Source organism: Methylobacterium sp. J-078 (assembly GCF_022829285.1).
Taxonomy (GTDB): Bacteria; Pseudomonadota; Alphaproteobacteria; order Rhizobiales; family Beijerinckiaceae; genus Methylobacterium.
This window is the reverse complement of sequence record NZ_JAKSYI010000096.1, coordinates 75,767-93,841: the sequence shown is the minus strand read 5'-3', so window position 1 is coordinate 93,841 and position 18,075 is coordinate 75,767. Positions and strand designations below refer to the sequence as shown.

20 protein-coding genes are annotated in these 18,075 nt (G+C 71.0%); 11 read left to right on the top strand and 9 right to left on the bottom strand.

The features are described 5' to 3' along the window. Positions 1-94: 94 nt before the first annotated feature. Positions 95-967, bottom strand: a complete 873-nt coding sequence (locus MKK58_RS15290) for a LysR family transcriptional regulator (protein WP_243912851.1) — start codon at positions 965-967, stop codon at positions 95-97. Between the two features lie 123 nt (positions 968-1,090). Here MKK58_RS15290 and MKK58_RS15285 point away from each other — a divergent pair, with 123 nt between their 5' ends. Continuing rightward, entirely contained in the window at positions 1,091-2,041 is a 951-nt protein-coding gene (locus tag MKK58_RS15285) for an NAD(P)H-binding protein (RefSeq protein WP_243912850.1), read from the top strand. A gap of 6 nt (positions 2,042-2,047) precedes the next feature. On the opposite strand, the gene MKK58_RS15280 is transcribed toward MKK58_RS15285, so the two are convergent. Then, complete coding sequence (locus MKK58_RS15280; RefSeq protein ID WP_243912849.1) at positions 2,048-2,620, bottom strand: L,D-transpeptidase; 573 nt, start codon at positions 2,618-2,620, stop codon at positions 2,048-2,050. 289 nt (positions 2,621-2,909) lie between these two features. Between MKK58_RS15280 and MKK58_RS15275 the strand changes: the two genes are divergently transcribed. From MKK58_RS15275 to MKK58_RS15265, 3 genes are all read left to right on the top strand, one after another. Further along, entirely contained in the window at positions 2,910-3,596 is a 687-nt protein-coding gene (locus tag MKK58_RS15275) for a response regulator transcription factor (RefSeq protein WP_243912848.1), read from the top strand. A gap of 86 nt (positions 3,597-3,682) precedes the next feature. Next, positions 3,683-4,141: a cyclic nucleotide-binding domain-containing protein gene (locus tag MKK58_RS15270; protein WP_243912847.1), complete on the top strand. Its 459-nt coding sequence runs from the start codon at positions 3,683-3,685 to the stop codon at positions 4,139-4,141. Positions 4,142-4,268: 127 nt separating this feature from the next. Next, positions 4,269-4,697, top strand: a complete 429-nt coding sequence (locus MKK58_RS15265) for a hypothetical protein (RefSeq protein ID WP_243912846.1) — start codon at positions 4,269-4,271, stop codon at positions 4,695-4,697. A 108-nt stretch (positions 4,698-4,805) separates the two neighbouring features. Here the strand turns inward: MKK58_RS15265 and MKK58_RS15260 are convergent, their stop codons facing one another. Next, the gene (locus MKK58_RS15260) at positions 4,806-5,246 is read right to left on the bottom strand and encodes a hypothetical protein (protein WP_243912845.1); all 441 of its coding nucleotides are present in this window, start codon (positions 5,244-5,246) and stop codon (positions 4,806-4,808) included. 211 nt (positions 5,247-5,457) lie between these two features. On the opposite strand from MKK58_RS15260, the gene dapD reads away from it, so the two are divergent. Both dapD and MKK58_RS15250 read left to right on the top strand, forming a co-directional pair. Further along, positions 5,458-6,312 carry a 2,3,4,5-tetrahydropyridine-2,6-dicarboxylate N-succinyltransferase gene (gene dapD / locus MKK58_RS15255; protein ID WP_238278238.1) on the top strand — a complete coding sequence of 285 codons (855 nt, stop codon included), beginning with the start codon at positions 5,458-5,460 and terminating at the stop codon, positions 6,310-6,312. 234 nt (positions 6,313-6,546) lie between these two features. Continuing rightward, the gene (locus tag MKK58_RS15250; RefSeq protein ID WP_243912844.1) at positions 6,547-7,422 is read left to right on the top strand and encodes an alpha/beta fold hydrolase; all 876 of its coding nucleotides are present in this window, start codon (positions 6,547-6,549) and stop codon (positions 7,420-7,422) included. A 31-nt stretch (positions 7,423-7,453) separates the two neighbouring features. Here MKK58_RS15250 and MKK58_RS15245 read toward each other — a convergent pair whose 3' ends face one another. The 3 genes from MKK58_RS15245 to MKK58_RS15235 form a co-directional block, all read right to left on the bottom strand. Continuing rightward, complete coding sequence (locus MKK58_RS15245; RefSeq protein ID WP_243912843.1) at positions 7,454-8,122, bottom strand: NrsF family protein; 669 nt, start codon at positions 8,120-8,122, stop codon at positions 7,454-7,456. Further along, on the bottom strand, positions 8,115-8,702 hold the full coding sequence (locus MKK58_RS15240) for a sigma-70 family RNA polymerase sigma factor (protein ID WP_243912904.1): 588 nt from the start codon (positions 8,700-8,702) through the stop codon (positions 8,115-8,117). Before MKK58_RS15240 ends, MKK58_RS15245 begins: the two co-directional genes overlap by 8 nt. 240 nt (positions 8,703-8,942) lie before the next feature. Then, positions 8,943-9,722: a creatininase family protein gene (locus MKK58_RS15235; protein ID WP_243912842.1), complete on the bottom strand. Its 780-nt coding sequence runs from the start codon at positions 9,720-9,722 to the stop codon at positions 8,943-8,945. Between the two features lie 111 nt (positions 9,723-9,833). On the opposite strand from MKK58_RS15235, the gene MKK58_RS15230 reads away from it, so the two are divergent. After that, positions 9,834-10,868 carry a sensor domain-containing diguanylate cyclase gene (locus MKK58_RS15230; protein WP_243912841.1) on the top strand — a complete coding sequence of 345 codons (1,035 nt, stop codon included), beginning with the start codon at positions 9,834-9,836 and terminating at the stop codon, positions 10,866-10,868. Here MKK58_RS15230 and MKK58_RS15225 read toward each other — a convergent pair. Both MKK58_RS15225 and MKK58_RS15220 read right to left on the bottom strand, forming a co-directional pair. After that, a complete protein-coding gene (locus tag MKK58_RS15225; RefSeq protein ID WP_243912840.1) occupies positions 10,834-11,217 on the bottom strand; it encodes a CsbD family protein in 384 nt (127 codons plus the stop codon). The two genes, MKK58_RS15230 and MKK58_RS15225, sit on opposite strands and share 35 nt — an antisense overlap. Positions 11,218-11,332: 115 nt before the next feature. Further along, the gene (locus MKK58_RS15220) at positions 11,333-11,545 is read right to left on the bottom strand and encodes a CsbD family protein (RefSeq protein ID WP_055946396.1); all 213 of its coding nucleotides are present in this window, start codon (positions 11,543-11,545) and stop codon (positions 11,333-11,335) included. Between the two features lie 369 nt (positions 11,546-11,914). On the opposite strand from MKK58_RS15220, the gene oxlT reads away from it, so the two are divergent. The 4 genes from oxlT to MKK58_RS15200 are packed head-to-tail and all read left to right on the top strand — an operon-like array spanning position 11,915 to position 16,644. Beyond that, on the top strand, positions 11,915-13,225 hold the full coding sequence (gene oxlT / locus MKK58_RS15215; protein ID WP_243912839.1) for an oxalate/formate MFS antiporter: 1,311 nt from the start codon (positions 11,915-11,917) through the stop codon (positions 13,223-13,225). A 6-nt stretch (positions 13,226-13,231) separates the two neighbouring features. After that, complete coding sequence (locus MKK58_RS15210; protein WP_243912838.1) at positions 13,232-13,996, top strand: fumarylacetoacetate hydrolase family protein; 765 nt, start codon at positions 13,232-13,234, stop codon at positions 13,994-13,996. A gap of 57 nt (positions 13,997-14,053) precedes the next feature. Then, positions 14,054-15,064, top strand: coding sequence for a ketopantoate reductase family protein (locus MKK58_RS15205; RefSeq protein ID WP_243912837.1), 1,011 nt, complete (start codon positions 14,054-14,056; stop codon positions 15,062-15,064). 29 nt (positions 15,065-15,093) lie between these two features. Beyond that, positions 15,094-16,644, top strand: a complete 1,551-nt coding sequence (locus MKK58_RS15200) for an acyl--CoA ligase (RefSeq protein WP_243912836.1) — start codon at positions 15,094-15,096, stop codon at positions 16,642-16,644. 203 nt (positions 16,645-16,847) lie between these two features. On the opposite strand, the gene MKK58_RS15195 is transcribed toward MKK58_RS15200, so the two are convergent. After that, positions 16,848-17,999 (bottom strand): sensor histidine kinase, encoded by a 1,152-nt coding sequence (locus MKK58_RS15195; protein WP_243912835.1) that lies wholly within the window; start codon positions 17,997-17,999, stop codon positions 16,848-16,850. Positions 18,000-18,075: the final 76 nt, after the last annotated feature.

Genomic DNA, 18,075 nt, shown 5'->3' with positions numbered 1-18,075 from the left:
TGGTGAAGGCAGCCCTCGCGTATAGGGAAAAGCCGGGCCGGAGACCACGGCACCACACAACAGAAAGCCGGCTACACGTTTGATAAGCCGGCAACTATCCTCCGAGATACCCCGTCAATCCGTCTGCGAGATGGTCGAACAGCGCGCGGATGCGGCGGGTGCTGCGCAGGTCCTCGTGCATGACCAGCCAGATGCCGATCTCGGCGAGTACGATTTCGGGCAACACCGGCACGAGGTTCGGGTCGCGGCAGGCGAGGCCGTCCTGGCAATAGCCGATGCCGAGGCCGGCGCGCAGTGCGGCGAGGAGCCCGAGGTCGTCGTCGCAGGAGAAGGCGAAAGTCAGGTCGTGGCCGAGCGTCGGCCGCACTCGCGCCGCATGGACCGCCCGGCCGATCAGGCTGTGGCGCCCGAGCTCCGCCACCGTGGCGGGCAGGCCGCGCCGGGCGGCGTAGGCGCGATGGGCGTAGAACCGGACCGGGGCCGCGCCGATGCGCCGGGCGACGAGGGCGCCCTGGGTCGGGGCCACGTTGCGCACGGCGAGGTCCGCGTCCCGGCGCAGCAGGTCCTCGGTGCGATCGCTGAGGGAGAGTTCGAGATCGACGCCCGGATGGGCCGCGTGGAACCCGGCGAGCAGGTCGGGCAGCACCGCGCCGCCGAGGAACGTGCTGGCGGTGAGGCGGATGCGCCCTCGCATCGCGTCGGCGTCGCCGGAGGCCCGGCGCAGGAGCGCGGCCGCCGCGGCCGCCATCGCCTCGGCCTGGGGCACGAGGTCGAGGGCCCGGTCGGTGGGCCGCAGGCCGTCGGTGGCGCGGGTGAACAGGGTCAGGCCGAGGCTGCGCTCCAGGGCGGCGATCTGGCGCCCGAGGGTCGGCTGGGTCAGGTGCAGGTCGCGCGCCGCCCCGGACAGGCTGCCCGCGCGGACCACCCCGAGAAACGCCCGCCACAGGTGCCAGTCCGGCTCGTCCATGCGGTTTCGTATGGCAACCCGCCACCTTTCGGCAATGGGCGATGAGCCGCCGGCACGCCACCCTCGGTCCGCTTCCCCGAAAGGTGGATGCAACGAGAGGCGGACGCGCAGGAGACGGATGCGATGTCGGAGAGGCTGGCCCTGGTCACCGGGGCGACGGGGGGAATCGGCGGGGCGGTGGCGGAGGCGCTGCTTCGGCACGGCTGGCGGGTGCGCGGCCTGGCGCGGGACCCCGACCGGGCGCGCCGGACGGGTCCGGATGGCGTCGACTGGGTCGCGGGCGACGCCATGCGGGAGGCCGACATGGTCGCGGCGGCACGCGGCGCCCGCATCCTGTTCCACGGGGTGAACCCGCCCGGATACCGCGACTGGCGCGGCCTCGCGATCCCCATGCTGGCCCACGCCATCACGGCGGCGTCGGGGGCCGGCGCGCGCCTCGTCCTGCCGGGCAACCTCTACGTCTACGCCCCCGAGGCCGGGCCGGAGGTCGGCGAGGACGCACCGCGCCGGCCCCGCACCCGCAAGGGTGCGGTCCGCGTCGAGATGGAGGCGATGCTGGAGGCCGCGGCCGGGCTGGCCCACCTGATCGTCCGCGCCGGCGACTTCTTCGGCCCGCGCGCGCTGAGTTCCTGGGTCACCACCGTGCTGATGCGGGAGGGCCGGCCCCTGCGGCGGGTGGTGACGCCGGAAGTTCCGGGGGCGGGGCATGCCTGGGCCTACCTGCCCGACCTCGCCGAGACCTTCGCGCGCCTCCTCGACGACGCGGCGACCCTGCCGCACCACCTGTCCCTGAACTTCCGGGGCCATGCCCTGCACGGGCGCGCCATGGCGGAGGCGGTGGCGCGGGCGGATGGCGGGCAGCCGCCGGTCCGGCCCTTCGCCTGGGCGCCGGTCTATCTCGGGGCGCCCTTCGTCACCTTCCTGCGCGAGGTGATCGAGATGCGCCATCTCTGGTCGGCGACCCTCCAGCCGGACAATGCCCGCCTCGTCGCCCGCCTCGGCGCGGAGCCGCACACGCCCCTCGACGCGGCGGTGGCGGCGAGCCTCGCCGCCCTACGGGCGCGCGCCGCCTGAACCCGGTCAGCCGATCCGCATGCGGGTCCCCGGGCCGACCCGGCGCAGCAGGCGGACGAGGTCGGCCCGGCGCAGGGCGACGCAGCCCTCGGTCGGCAGGAAGTCGCCCCGCGCCACGTGCATGAAGATCGCCGAGCCGCGGCCCCGCCGGATCGGCCCGCGATTGTAGTCGAGGTCGACCACGAGGTCGTAGAGCCCGTCCTCGCGCCACATCCGCTCGTGCCCGACCCCCGGGGCGGGCAGGCGGATCGGCCGGTTGTAGCGCCGGTCCCGGGCATCGTCGCACCAGCCGTCGCCGGGCGCGCTCGGACGCAAGGGGAGGGGGCTGACGGGCCGGCTCGCGAAGTGGTCGGGCCGGTAGACGCCGCCGCGCAGGCGGAACGTGCCCCGGGGCGAGGCGCCGTCGCCCTCGCGCTTGGCCTGCGTGATCCCGCTCCGCCCGAGGGCGCAGGGGATGATTGCCGCCCCGGCGATCAGCTGGCCCCGGCTCCGATCCGTCACGAGGGCGCGCACGCGCAGGCCGGCAAGACTGGTCCGCTTGAGAGGAGTGTTCCGCTTGCAATGGCTGGTTCTCTTCATGAGCCGCTTATCGCGTGCGCGCCCGAACCTGCCAATTCGGTATTCGACGTGAAACTTTTCGTGGGGCTGCGCCGTTTGCGACCCGTTAGGCTGCGCGCAACCGTATTGTGCGCAGCCCGGATTATTGGTTTAATGGGCACGGCGTGATTTACGTAAGGCAAGACGATGCGCGCGTGTCATCATCGTGTCTTGGGTTCTCGTTGCAACCGTTGATCCTCCGTCACCGCCTGCCTGCGGCTTTCCGAGACCGCCGGCGCATCCTGCAAGCTGCCTGAAAGTCCTTCGGTCGATGCCGAATACCCATCGCCTGCTGATCTGCGACGACGACGCCTCGCTGCGCGAGACGCTGATGGAGCAGCTCGATCTGTACGATGAGTTCACGGTGCTGACCGCCGTGGACGGACGGAGCGCAATCGATCGCGTCACGGACGACCGGATCGACCTCGCGGTGATGGATGTCGGCTTGCCCGACATGGATGGGCGCGAGGCCGTGCGGGCCATGCGCAGGAGCGGCTACCGCGGCCCCGTGATCATGCTGACGGCGCAGGATTCAGAGGACGACACCGTCGAGGGCCTGGAGGCGGGCGCCAACGACTACGTCACCAAGCCGTTCAAGTTCGCGGTGCTGCTGGCCCGCATCCGCGCGCACCTGCGCAGCCACGAGGCCAGCGAGGACGCGGTGTTCCAGATCGGGCCCTACATCTTCCGCCCGGGCGCCAAGCTACTGGTGGGCGAGCGCGGCTCGAAGCTGAAGCTCACCGAGAAAGAGACCGCGATCCTGCGCTTCCTCTATCGGGCGGGGCGCGAGGTGGTCGGCCGCGACACGCTGCTCGCCGAGGTCTGGGGCTACAACGCCCAGGTCACCACCCACACCCTCGAGACCCACATCTACCGCCTGCGCCAGAAGATCGAGCCGAACCCGGCGCTGGCCGCGATCCTCGTCACCGAGGGCGGCGGCTACAAGCTGCTGCCCTGAGACCGAATGGCCCTCCGCCCCGGCCTCGGCTAAGCTGAGCGCTCGGGGTCCGGCGGGGCCGGGTCCCGGCAGGGTGAGGGCGACACGTGGGGCTCGACGACGACATCGCGATCCTGAGCGCCGCCCCCCTGTTCGGGTTCATGGGGCGGGATGCCCTGCGCCTGCTCTCCTTCGCCGCCGAGCGCCGCGCCCTCGCGGCCGGAGACCGCCTGTTCGCGCACGGGGAGCGCGCCGATGGCGGCTTCGTGGTGATGTCGGGCACCCTCACGCTCACCCCGCGCGGCACCCACGCCATTCCCGTCACGGCCGGCCGCTCCAGCCTGATCGGGCGCCTCGCCCTGTTCCAGCGCGGGGAGCGCCCGTGCGACGCCGACGCGGCGAGCGCGGCGGAGGTGGTCCGCATCACCCCGACCCTGATGCGCCGGGTGCTGGAGGAGTTTCCCGATGCCGCCCGGGCGATCCACGACGAGTTGACCGAGGATCTGGCCGACTTCGCCGCCGACCTCGCCGGCCTGGGCGGCCGGTTCGACGCCATCGCGCCCTGACGGGGCCGAATGCTGGGGACGCGGCCCGGGTCACGCGGATTGCCGCGATCTTCGAAAGGATTTGTCACGGCCTTGCCCCCATGCTCATCCCCATGAGCACAGATCAGTGGGTCGGGATCGGGTCGTGATGCGGGAGCGCGACGAGGACGAAAAAGGGGGGCGGGCCGCGCGGGGCGCGGGCATCGCCTTCCTCGTCGTGGCGGTCCTGGGGGCCGGCGCCCTGCTCTATATCCAGTCCACCCGCCTGCTGATCTGCTACGAGACCAACGCCACCCTGTCCGACGACGCCTACGTGGACATCATGATCCGCGACATCGTCCGGAACGGCGACCATGGCGGGCGCGCCTACGCCAACCGTCTCGAGTATCTCGGCGATCAGACCGCGTGCTGCACTATCGAGCGGGTGCCCAGCGCCGCCGCCGAGGGGCAGCCGGCCAGGCGCGAGGTCGCGGTCTCGGCCAAGTACTTCAACACCGCGCGCAAGGACTACTTCCTCATCGAGCGCCGCTACGACGCCTGCGGCCATGCCAGCGCCAAGCCCATGACGGCGGGGTGACGACGGCCGTCCGGGCGGACGCGCAGCGCCCGATATCGGCACCCGAAGCGTCGGCATCCGACGGATGGTCCCGTTCGATTCCACCGGGGCGGCGGATTCGAGCTTCGCTCAAACGCCCCCCGCTTCCGGCTGCGGCGGCTCCGCCAACGGAGGTTCGGGAAGTCCCAGTGCGGGCATCAGATCGTTGTTCTCCTCGATCCGAAGCATGCGAACATCGGTGACAGCAGCGCTGAACCAGGGGCAACTTCTCGTTACATCCTGGATCGCGAGAACGCACCGCACCGGATCGACGGTTTCGTCACCGAAATAGACGCTGCCCTGCTGTCGATTGAAGCCATGCCGCTGGAGAACCTTGCCGATATCGGCATACCCGTTCTGCCAGGACGCATTATGGTAATGTCGCTGAAGCGTGTCGGTGTCCAAGTCGAAGCAGATTGCGTACACGCGTTTCGCCCATGTCGGCCGATTGGAGATGTAGCTCGGCTGCGCATTCAGGCTAGGGTTGTGCCCCGGACTGTGCAAGCGACGCTTGGGGCGCTGCGTTCTCATCGTTCACCTCGCTGCCACGCCCTCGGATGATGGGTCGACGGAAGAGATCTCATGATGGCGGACGGAAGTTTCCAGTGTCCTCCGGCCTTTGTCGATCCGCGGGAATCCCGCACCGACCCCGAGAGACGCGATGCCCGCGAAGGTGACAGGCCGGACGGGCTTTTGTAAGCACGGGCCGCATCCCCACAAGCCCGTTGCCGGAACCAGCCCCATGCCGCACCACGCGTCCCCCGCCGACCTCGCCGCCACCATCGAGACCGCCTGGGAGGAGCGCGCCGGCATCGACACCGGCACCAAGGGCGCCGTGCGCGAGGCCGTCGACGAGGCCCTGGACCTGCTCGATTCCGGCAAGGCCCGCGTCGCCGAGAAGGTCGGCGACGACTGGCAGGTCAACCAGTGGCTCAAGAAGGCGGTGCTGCTGTCCTTCCGCCTCAACGACATGGAGATCATCCATGGCGGCCCCGACGGCGCGACCTGGTGGGACAAGGTGCCCTCGAAGTTCGAGGGCTGGAAGAAGAAGCACTTTCGCGAGGCCGGCTTCCGGGCGGTGCCCGGCTGCGTCGTGCGCCGCGGCTCCTACATCGCACCCGGCGCGGTGCTGATGCCGTCCTTCATCAACCTCGGCGCCCATGTGGGCGAGGGCACCATGGTCGACACCTGGGTCACCATCGGCTCCTGCGCCCAGGTGGGCAAGAACTGCCACATCTCCGGCGGCGCCGGCATCGCGGGCGTGCTCGAGCCGCTCCAGGCCAACCCGGTCATCATCGAGGACAACTGCTTCATCGGCGCCCGCGCCGAGGTGGCCGAGGGCGTGATCGTCGGCGAGGGCAGCGTGCTCTCCATGGGCGTCTACATCGGCGCCTCCACCAAGATCATCGACCGGACCACCGGCGAGGTGATGTACGGTCGCGTACCGCCCTATTCGGTGGTGGTCTCCGGCACCACGCCGGGCAAGGACCTGCCGGACGGCAGCCCCGGCCCGGGCCTGTACTGCGCCGTGATCGTCAAGCGCGTCGATGCCGGCACCCGATCCAAGACCGCCATCAACGAGCTCCTGCGCACCTGATCCCGGGACGTCCCCTGGACGCTTGATCCGATGCCGAGCGAAGCCCCTTTTGGGGCGTCGCCAGGACGCTTGATCCGATATCGAGCGAAGCCCCTTTTCGGGCGTCGCCAGAACGCTTGATCCGATACCGAGCGAAACCCCTCTTGGGGCGTCGCTCGGTCGCGTGCCGGCGCGGCCGGCCATGCCCCATCTGGTGCCGGTGGAATCGTCCCGGATGCGAGGAAGAGGCGTACGATGATCGACCCGGCCCATTCCACCCGCAGCTTCGCGCTGACCTTCGCCGGGCGCCGCGTTCCGACCCCCTACGACGTCGTCGGCAGCGGTCCCGACGCCCTGCTGCTGCCGGCCCTGTCGTCGATCTCGGCCCGCGTCGAGATGCGGCCCCTGGCCAAGGATCTGGGGCACAGCTACCGCTGCCTCGTGCCGGACTGGCCGGGCTTCGGCGACCATGTCCGGGCCCGGGTGCCCCTGAACCCGGAGACGATGCACGCCTTCCTCGATGCCCTGCTGGCGGCGGCCCCCGGCCCCTACGCCCTCGCGGTGGGGGCCGGCCACGCGGCCGGCTACCTCGTGGCGGCGGCGCGGCGCCATCCCCGGGCCTTCGCGCGCCTCGTCCTCGTCGCCCCGACCTGGCGGGGGCCGCTGCCCACCGCCCTGGGGCCGGAGCGCAAGGGCCTGTTCACCACCTTGCGCCGGGCCGTCGAGCTGCCGCTGCTGGGCGACGCCCTCTACCGCATCAACATCAGCCGGCCCGTCATCGGCCGGATGATGCGCGCCCACGTCTATGCCGACCCCGACCACGTCACGCCCGGAATCATCGCCGACAAGCACGCCATCACGCGCCAGAACGGCGGGCGCTTCGGCACGGCCGCCTTCGTCACCGGTGGCCTCGACCCCTTCGAGAGCCGCCGGGACTTCCTCGACCTGTTCGAGGGCCCCGGCCTGCCGCCGGTCCTGGTCCTGCGGCCGGAGCGGGCCCCGCGCCGCTCCGGGGCCGAGATGGACGCGCTGATCGCCACCGGCCGGGTCGCCCGGGCCTCCGTGCCGGGGGCGCTCAGCCCGCACGAGGAGTATCCCGGCGAGGTCGCGGACGCGATCCGGGCCGCCTGAGCGGCGGCGATCGCCTGAGCGGCGGCTCCCTTCAGCTGCCCCGCGTCAGCAGGCGCCCGCCCGCGAGGCCGTTGACCCCGATGACGAGGAGAACCGCGACCCCGTGCAGGGCGAGGTCCGCCGCCGTAGCGTCGTGCGGGTGGAAGGGCACAAGGAGGACGGCCGCCGCCGCTGCCGCCGCGAGCCCGGCCAGGGCAGCCGTGAGGTTGGGGCGCAGGGGGCAGGCCCGGCGCAGCATCCACACGAGCGCGAGGGAGAGCGGGAGCGAGACGCCGAGCAGGAACGCGAAGCATCCACCGGCCTCCGGCGGCGCGGCCCCCGGGACCGTTACGCCGCGCAGGCAGCCGAGGCCGCTCGCGCTCACCCAGAGGGCGGCCGGCGCGACCGGCAGCAGGGTCCAGCGGAGGGAGCGCCCCGGCACGCTGGTCTGGAAGGCCGCGACGGTGGCGGTCAGGGCGGTGAGCAGCGCGCCGAGGGCGGCGTAGCGCAGATCCGGCACCGCCATGCGCAGGTGCAGGGCCTCGAGATCGGCGAACGGCATCAGGGCCAGGCCCGCGCCCAGGGCCGCCGCGCACCAGATCAGGGCCCGCAGGCCCGGCGACGGCAGGCGCCGCACCGGCCTCAGGTCCCCCGCGAGGGCTTCCACCAGATCGTCATGCACGCGATCATCATCGGGCCGGAGGCGCGCGCGCTCAGACATCGTGTGTTCCTCGTCCCCGCGCATCCGCCCCGTCTCCCGCTCCCCGATCCGCCTCCGGTCCGTCCCGCCCGAGGGTGCGGCGCAGGGCCTTGAGGGCACGGTGCAGGTTCACCTTGAGGGCGCCCTTGCTGCGCCCGGTCAGTTCGGCCGCCTCGTCGAGGCTGCGTTCGCCGAGCGCCAAGTGCTCCACGGCTTGGCGCTGCCCCTCGGGCAGGGCGGCCACGGCCCGGGCGAGCACCCGGGCGCGGTCGCGCGCCTCCAGGCCGGCGCCGGGGGCCGGACCGCCATCGGCCTCCGCCTCGTAGGCGATCGGATCGTGCACCTCGCGGGGCCGCCGCCCGGCCCGGCGCATCCCGTCGATGGCCCGGCGCTGGGTGATGGCGCGCAGCCAGGGCAGGAAGGGCCGGCCCGGGTCGTAGGTCGCCCGCGCCCGGTGGATCGTCAGCAGCACGTCCTGCACCACGTCGTCCACCGCATCCGGCCGCACGCCCTGCGCCCGCGCCATCCCGGCCACCACCGGCAGGCAGGCCCGCAACAGGCGGCGATAGGCCTCCCCGTCGCCCGCCTGCGCCGCCGCCATGGCGGCCGCGAGGGTGCCGTCGAGGCCGGCATCGAGGCTCACGCCGCTCTCCCGGGCGGGGCCGGCGGCGGAACGAGCGGTGAGGCCGGGTCCGGCCGGAAGGGCGAGGGCCACCATGCGGGCTTCCTGGTCCGGAAGGTTTTCCGGGTCCGGGAGCGCGACCCTCCCGTCGCGGTAGATTTCGCTCCGGGGCGCGGCGGGGTTACGCGGCGCACGGAAATTCGTCTCCGCGCATCCCCGTCATCCGGCCAAGTCGAAGCGGTCGACGTCGCGCAGGAGTTCCAGGACAGCCCGGGCGCCGTGATCGAGGGCGGCGGCCCCCGCCTCCGCCGTGCCGAGGGTGGCGTCGCCGATCGCGCCCGAAGGGTTGAGGTCCTGCGCCTTCCAGGCGAAGGCGGCGGGCCGCCCGGCGCGCAGGTGCGTGAAGCGCTCCGCCATCGCCCGGGTGCGGGGGGTGAAGTCCGCGACAGCCTCCACCCGCACGAGGTCGGGCCGCAGGGCCAGCATCAGGGCGGTCTCGATGCCGCCGCCATGGATGCCGTGGCGGATCTCGTCCTCCGGGAACAGCCCTTCCGGATAGCCGAAACGGCTCCAGGCCGTGGTCACCGCCACCATCCCGAGGGCGCGCAGGTCGCCCGCCACGAGGTCGATGAGCCCGCTGTTGCCCCCGTGCGCGGTGATGATCACGAGCTTGCCGCAGCCCGCCCGCCGCACATCCGCGCCGATCCCGGTCCAGGCCCGCAGGGCCGTCTCGGTGGAGAGGGTCAGGGTGCCGGGAAAGCCGTCGTGCTCGTCGGATTTGCCGATGGCCTGGACGGGCAGCAGCAGGACGTCGAGGTCGTCGGCCGGCAGCCGTGCCAGGCGGGCGAGGTAGCCCTCGGCGATGATCGTGTCGGTGGCCAGCGGCAGGTGCGGCCCGTGCTGCTCGATGGCCGCCACGGGCAGCACCGCGATGGTCCGCCCCATGTCGCGGGTCCGGAACGCCTCCGTCGTCAGCTCGGCCCAGGGGCGTATCGGCATTCCGGTGATGTCTCCCGCGCGGCGGCCGGTCTCGGGCGGCTTCGTATACCGATCCTTATCCCTAATCGTGCATTCGGGACAGGATCGACCGCGAGTGCCTACCCGCTGCCCATGAGAACCGCGAAACACTGCGCCTCCTCCCCGGCGGCCCCGGATTCGGACGAAGGCGCGAGCCCGGACGAACTGCTGCGGGAGATCGCGCGCCTCAAGGCGATGCTCGACACCAATTCCGACTGGATCTGGGAGGTCGACGCCCAGGGGCGCTACACCTACGCCTCCCGCCACGTGATGGCCCTGCTCGGCTACGAGCCGCACGAGATGCTGGGGCGCACGCCCTTCGATTTCATGCCCCCCGACGAGGCCGCGCGGATCGGGGCGATCTTCGGCGGCATCGCCGCCGAGAAGCGGGCCTTCGCGGGCCTGATCAACCGGAACCGCCACCGGGACGGGCGGATCGTGGTGCTGGAGACGAGCGGCATCCCGCTGCTGGCGAAGGATGGCACATTGCTCGGCTACCGGGGCATCGACCGGGACGTCACGGCGCGGGATGCCGAGCACGCGCGCCTGCACGACCTCGCCCGGCGCGACGACCTCACGCAACTCGGCAACCGTCTCGCCCTGCGCGAGCGGCTGATCGCGTGGCTCGACGCCCCGGTAGCGGGCGCCGAATGCCTCGTGATCCTGCTCGATTTCGACCTGTTCAAGACCGTCAACGACACGCTCGGCCACAAGGCCGGCGACGCGCTGCTGGCCCAGGCGGCCCGTCGCCTCGACCGGGCGACGGCCGCGCAGGCCGCACGGACCTTCCGCCTCGGCGGCGACGAGTTCGTGGTGGTGGCTGAGGTGGACGGCACGGACGCCCGGCGGCGCGTCGTCACGGCGATCGAGCAATGTTTCCTGGAGCCGTTCGACCTTGACGGGAGCCTGCTCTGCATCTCCGCGAGCCTCGGCGTCGCGACCTGTCGCGATGGCGGGGACGCGCCGGACCAGGAAACCCCGGAAACCGTGCTGGCGCGGGCGGACGAGGCCCTCTACCGCGCCAAGGACCTGCGTTCCCAGAATCCGCCCCGGCCCCACAATCCGCGGGAGGCCGGCGACGGGTCCGCCGGGCTCAGCGACCGCGGCGCATCAGCCAGCCGGCGCTGAAGGCGGCCAGCGCTACCAGAAGCAGCGTGGTACCCTTGTTCTCCTCGGCGCGGGCGGCGACGACGCGGCCACGGCGCACGGCCTCGCCCTGGTAGGTGCGGCCCCGCTCCTGCAGGTCCCCGGCGATGGCACGGCCGCGGTGACGGGCCTCGTCGACGAGGTGGGCGCCGTCGCGCTGCAGGTCGTCTGCCGCGTCGCGGGCACGGCCATAGGCGTACTGGACCGCACCGGCCGCCTGGTCGAACGCGCCCTCGGCCTGCGGGCGGACCCGCCCGGTCACGGCGCCGATGGCGGAGCGGCCGCGGCCCCGGATGTTGCGGATGCCGCCCTCGATCTGGTCCCTGTTCATCGTCGCAAGTCCTTAATCTTTCTGAAGTCCTAATCCGACCGGGCCGGAGCGCCGGGCGATCCGTGTTGCGCGCCGATCGCCCCCTCGGGGTCGCGGCGCGCAGGATATGACTGGCTCAGATCTTCTTGACGGCGTCGGCCGCACTCTGGGCCGCGCCCTTGATGCCGTCCTTGGCGTCGCCGACGGTCTTCTGGGCCTCGCCCTTCAGTTCCTGGGCCTTGCCCTCGGCCTGCAGCTTCTCGTTGCCGGTGGCGGAACCGATGCCCTGCTTGATGTTGCCGACGGCCTCGTTGGCCAGACCCTTGATCTTGTCCGTCGTGCTGCTCATCAGAAACGCTCCGTGAAGCTGGTATCCATCGAAATCCCGGTCGCCGCATGCAACCGGTCGGTTTCGGCCAAGCGGAACGGTGGAACCCGACGATTGTTCCCCGCCCGACATTTCTGCGGAATGACGAGGGCGTGACGAACGCAGCCGGAACGCCGCCCGTATGTTGCGTTGCAAAGATCCTTTGCGAGCGGTGCAAGAAAATCTTCTCCGTTTCCCGGATCACGACCAGCATCTCAAATTTTTTGTCGGCTTAACCCAAAAATTTTGCGGCAAACTCAAAGGCTTCCCCGAGTTCTCACGCCTTGAATTCAAAATAATTGCCGATAAAACCGATCGGCATAAACAAGAGTTGAGCCGAGGAAGACGCCCATGACTGCGCGCATTGCGCCCGCCGAAGCCGGCCCGCGCCCGATCGCGACCGCCGGGGTGGATTCGCCGCCGCTCGGCCGCTGGGGGCAGCTCATCCTGGGCGTGCTGTGCATGTCGATGATCGCCAACCTGCAATACGGCTGGACGCTGTTCGTCGATCCGATCCAGCAGAAGTTCGGCTGGGAGCGCACCGCCATCCAGTGGGCCTTCACGATCTTCGTGGTGATGGAAACCTGGCTGGTACCGATCGAGGGCTGGTTCGTCGACAAGTACGGCCCGCGCCTCGTCACCATCTTCGGCGGTGCGCTGTGCGCCCTCGGCTGGGTGATGAATTCCTATGCCGACACCCTGACGATGCTGTACGCCGCCGCCGCCATCAGCGGCATCGGCGCGGGCGCGGTCTACGGCACCTGCGTGGGCAACGCCCTGAAGTGGTTCCCCGACCGGCGCGGCTTCGCCGCCGGCCTCACCGCCGCCGGCTTCGGCGCGGGCTCGGCCCTGACCGTGATCCCGATCGCCAACATGATCCGCGATTCCGGCTATCAGCACACCTTCCTGGTGTTCGGCCTCGGCCAGGGCCTCATCGTCATGCTGGCCGCCCTGCTCCTCGTCTCGCCGAGCGCCGCCTTCAAGGACCGCATGCTCGCCGGCCGGACGCAGACCGTGAACACCGTCACCCGGCGCCAGTATTCCACCGCCGAGATGGTGCGCACGCCGGTCTTCTGGCTGCTCTACCTCATGTTCGTGATGATGGCGGCCGGCGGCCTGATGGCGGCGGCCTCGCTGGCCCCCATCGCCAAGGACTTCCAGGTGGCGGGCGTGCCCGTGTCGCTGATGGGCCTGACCCTGCCGGCGCTGACCTTCGCGCTGACCATCGACCGGGTCCTCAACGGCGTCACGCGGCCCTTCTTCGGCTGGGTCTCGGATAAGATCGGCCGCGAGAACCCCATGGTCATCGCCTTCCTGATCGAGGGCGCCGGCATCCTGGCGCTCGGCATGTTCGCCCACATCCCGATGGCCTTCGTGCTGCTCACCGGCCTCGTGTTCTTCGCCTGGGGTGAGATCTACTCGCTGTTCCCCGCCACCTGCAGCGACACCTACGGCGACAAGAACGCGGCGGCTAATGCGGGCCTGCTCTACACCGCCAAGGGCACGGCCGCCCTGCTGCTGCCGATCCTGCTGACCATCCAGGCCAAGACCGGCACCTGGCAGACGGTGTTCTACGTCGCCTCCGGCATGGCCTTCCTGGCCGGTTTCCTCGCGCTCTTCGTGCTGAAGCCGATGCGCGCCCGCTTCATCGCCCGGAGCTGACGCGCGATGGCCCGCTGGATCCGCTACCTCCACGACGGCGCGGGCGGTTTCGGCCGCCTCGACGGAGAAACCATCGCGGTCCACGAAGGGGATCTCTTCGCGGATCCGGTGCCGACCGGCGCGACCCTGCCGCTGGCGCAGGTCACCCTCGACCTGCCGTGCCGGCCCTCGAAGTACATCGCCCTGTGGAACAACTTCCACGCCTCGGCGGAGAAGCAGGGCCTGACCCGGCCGGAGGTGCCGCTCTACTTCGTCAAGCCGGCGAGCTGCTACCTCGCCGGCGGGCAGACGATCACCGCGCCGGAGGGCGCCGGCCGCCTCCTGTTCGAGGGCGAACTCGGGATCGTGATCGGGAAGCGCGGCCGCGACCTGACCCCGGAGGCGGCGGCCGCGCACATCTTCGGCTATACCTGCGTGAACGACGTGACCGCGCTGGAGGCCCTGAGGGCCGATCCGAGCTTCATGCACTGGACCCGCTCCAAGGGCCATGACGGCTTCGGCCCCTTCGGCCCGGTGATCGCCACGGACATCGACCCCTGGGCCCTGGAGGTCGCGGTGCGCGTCAACGGCCGGGAGCGCCAGCGCTATCCCCTGTCCGACATGATGCGCCGCCCCGCCGAGCTGGTGGCCGAACTCTCGCGGGACATGACCCTGGAGCCCGGCGACCTCATCGCCTGCGGCACCTCGCTGGGGTCCGGGCCGATCCCCAAGGGCGCCACGGTCGAGGTGGAGATCGACGGTATCGGCGTGTTGTCGAACGGGTTCTCGTGAGACACCCGTACCCCCAGACGCGGACGTGACCAGAACAGGTTTTTCGAGGACACCCACATGAGCATCGCGATCGTCGGCGCCGGCGCCATCGGAGGATTTCTCGGGGTGCGCCTCGCCCATGCGGGCGAGGACGTCACCTTCATCGCGCGGGGCGCCAACCTGGAGGCCATCCAGGCCAACGGCATGCGGCTGATCGAGGAGGACGGCTCCGAGATCCACGTGACCAACCTCAAGGCCACCAAGTCCATGGCCGAGGCGGGCCGGCACGACATCGTGCTCCTCACCGTGAAGGCCCATCAGGTCGGCCCGGTCGCGGCCGACCTCCATCACCTCATCGGACCCGACACGATGGTGGTGACGATGCAGAACGGCATTCCGTGGTGGTACTTTTCGGGCGGCCACGGCGGCGACCTGACGGGGACGCACCTGGAGACCGCCGATCCGGGTGGCCTCATCGCGAAGCACCTCGACCCGAAGCACGTCATCGGCTCGGTGGTCTACCCGGCCGCCGTGCTCACCGAGCCCGGCGTGGTGCAGGTGGTGGAGGGCCACCGATTCGGGCTGGGCGAACTCGACGGCTCCATGTCGCCGCGCGTGCAGTCGCTGGCCCAGACCCTGATCAAGGCGGGCTTTCGCGCCCCCGTGACCAGCGACATCCGCGCGGAGATCTGGCTCAAGCTCTGGGGCAACCTCAGCTTCAACCCGATCTCGGCGCTCAGCCACGCCACCCTGGTGGACATCTGCCAGTTCCCCGAGACCCGGGCGCTCGCCGCCGACATGATGCGGGAGGCCGAGACCATCGCGAACAAGCTCGGCGTCACCTTCAAGCTCGGCATCGAGCGGCGCATCGCGGGGGCCGAGAAGGTCGGCGCGCACAAGACCTCGATGCTCCAGGACGTGGAGGCCGGGCGCCCCATCGAACTCGAGGCCCTGGTCGGCTCGATCATCGAACTCGGGCGCCTCACCGACACCCCGACGCCGCATATCGGCACCGTCTACGCCCTGATGCGCCTCCTCTCCCAGAGCCTGGAGCGGGCGCAGGGGCGCCTCTCCATCATGCCGGCCTGAACCCCAGAGACATTCGAGGACGCTTCGCCATGGCCGAGACTTCCCACGCCAATCCCGCCGCCACCACCCTCCACGCCCTGATCCGGACCGGCGCCGACGCGGCAACCGCCCTGTCGAGCCCCGGCGGCGTGCCGCTGACCTTCGGACAGCTCCGCGCCCTCACGGACCGGACCATCGCGGCCCTGAACGCGCAGGGGATCGGCCGGAACGACCGGGTCGGCATCGTCCTCGACAACGGGCCGGAGATGGCCGCCGCCTTCATCGCCATCGGGGCGGGCACCACGGCCGCCCCCCTCAACCCGAGCTACAAGGCCGACGAGTTCACCTTCTACCTCACCGACCTCAACGCGAAGCTGCTCGTGGTCGCGGAAGGCTCCGAGAGCCCCGCCGTGGCGGTGGCCGCGCGCCTCGGCGTGCCGGTGGTGCGCCTGACTCCGACCCCGGCGGAGGGCGCGGGCAGCTTCACCCTGTCCTTCGAGGCCGGCGACGCCGCCCCAGCCCCGCAGGGCGGCCCGGCCGAGCCCGACGACATCGGCCTCGTGCTGCACACCTCGGGCACCACCTCGCGCCCGAAGATCGTGCCCCTCAAGCAGTCGAACGTCTGCGCCTCGGCCCGCAACATCCGCACCACGCTCGCCTTCACGGCGCAGGATCGCGGCCTCAACATCATGCCGCTGTTCCACATCCACGGGCTGATCGCCGGCATCCTGGCGCCGCTCTCGGCCGGCGGACAGGTCTCGTGCACGCCCGGCTTCAACGCCCTGAAGTTCTTCGGCTGGATGAGCGAGGTCCGTCCGACCTGGTACACGGCGGTGCCGACGATGCACCAAGCGATCCTGGGCCGCGCCGCGCGGAACAAGGAGGTCATCGAGGCCAACCCCTTGCGCTTCATCCGCTCCTCCTCGTCCTCCATGCCGCCGCAGGTCATGAAGGAGATCGAGGACGTGTTCGGCGCGCCCCTGATCGAGGCCTACGGCATGACGGAGGCCTCGCACCAGATGGCCTCGAACCCGCTGCCGCCGCGCCCGCATTACGCCGGCTCGGTCGGCCTCGCGGCGGGCCCCGAGATCGCCATCGTGGACGAGGACGGCGAGCCCCTGCCCGCGGGCGAGACCGGCGAGATCGTCATTCGCGGCGACAACGTGATGTCGGGCTACGAGAACAACGACAAGGCCAATGCCGAGGCCTTCACGAAGCAGGGCTGGTTCCGCACCGGCGACCAGGGCTCGCTCTCGCCCGAGGGCTACCTCTCGATCACCGGGCGCCTCAAGGAGATCATCAACCGGGGCGGCGAGAAGATCTCGCCCCGCGAGGTCGACGAGATCCTGATGGACCACCCGGCGGTGTCGCAATGCGTGACCTTCGCGATGCCGCACGACAAGCTCGGGGAGGACGTCTGCGCCGCCATCGTCCTGCGCGAGGGCCAGCATCTGGCCGAGAAGGAGCTGCGCGGCTTCGCTTCGGAGCGCCTGGCTGCCTTCAAGGTGCCCGCCAAGATCCTGATCCTCGACGAGATCCCCAAGGGTGCCACCGGCAAGCTCCAGCGGATCGGGCTGGCCCAGAAGCTTGGACTGGTGTGACCGGATCGCGACGGGCAGAAGTCTGGTTCTGAAATCCACTCCGTCATGCCGGGGCTGCGCAGCAGAGCCCGGCATCCAGACGCCCAGGTTCTGATCCAGTCTGCATCGTCGGCGGGTCTGGATCCTGGGCTCGCCTTCGGCGCCCCAGGATGACGTGGCGACCATGGAAGGCATCCTCGCAGCTTGGCGACGAGCGCCGGTCCTCACCCCAGCGGCGGGATCACCAGCGAGAAATGCGCGCCCTGGACGTCGGGGGCGACCTGCAGTGAACCGCCGAGCTGGCGCGCCAGACTGTTGATGATGCGCATGCCGAGGCTGGCGCTGCGGGCGGCGGTGGGGTCGAACCCCTCCGGCAGACCGACGCCGTCATCGGCCACCCCGAGGATCAGGCCCCCCGCCTCGTCGGGCTGTGCGTCCACCCGGATCTCGCCCTCGCCGTCCGCGTAGGCGTACTTGATCGCGTTGGTGACGAGTTCGTTCACGAAGAGCCCGAGGGGGATCGCGAGGTCGGCCGGAATGTCCATCCGGGCCGCGCGGCAGACGAGGCGATGGCGCGGGGCGCTTTCCTGGAGCTTCGCGCAGAGCGCCTCGAGGAAGCCCGCCACATCGATCGCCTCCAGGCTCGGCTGGCGCCAGAGCTGGTCGTGCACCTGGGCCACCGCCTCCACCCGGGTGCGGGCGTCGGCGAGCGCGCTCTTCACGTCGGCATTGTCGGAGCCCCGGGCCTGCAGCCCGAGGAAGCCTGCCACCACCGCGAGGCTGTTCTTGACCCGGTGGCTCATCTCGCGGGACAGGAGTTCCTGGCGCTCCAGGGCCGCCTTCAGCCGCGCCTCGGCCCGCTGGCGCTCGATGGCGCCGCCGACGAGGTTGGCAAAGCCCTGCATGAAGGCGATGTCCGCCTCCTCGAACTGGCCCTCGCGGGTGTCGTCCACCTCCAGCACGCCGTAATTGCCGTCGCGGTTGGCGATGAGCACGTTGATCGCCCGGCGGATGCCGTGGTCGGCCATCAGCTTCGGGGTCCGGAAACGCGTCTCGTTCTCGAGGTGGTTCGAGATCACGGGCCGGCCCGTCTTCAGGGCGTAGCCCGCCGGCGAGGCGAGGTCGGCGCCGATGATGGTGGTGCCCACCGCCTCCGCCGCCCAGCCGATCCCGGCGCAGACGAGGAGACAGTCCTGGTGCGGCTTGTACTCCAGCGCCTTGCAGAACTGCGCCTCCATCCCCTCCGCGCAGAGCTCGGTGGCGCGCTGGAGCAGGGGCAGCAATTCGGTGGCGCGCAGGGCCTCGACCCCGAAATCGGAGAGGATCGCCTGTTGCCGCAGGCGGATCGCCAGGGCCTTCGGCGCCAGTTCGGTCATCGCTACGCCACACGTCCCGGGTTCGGCGCGGCCGGGCCGCCCGCCCGCGCCGCTTCCTTGTGCGACACCCGGAGCG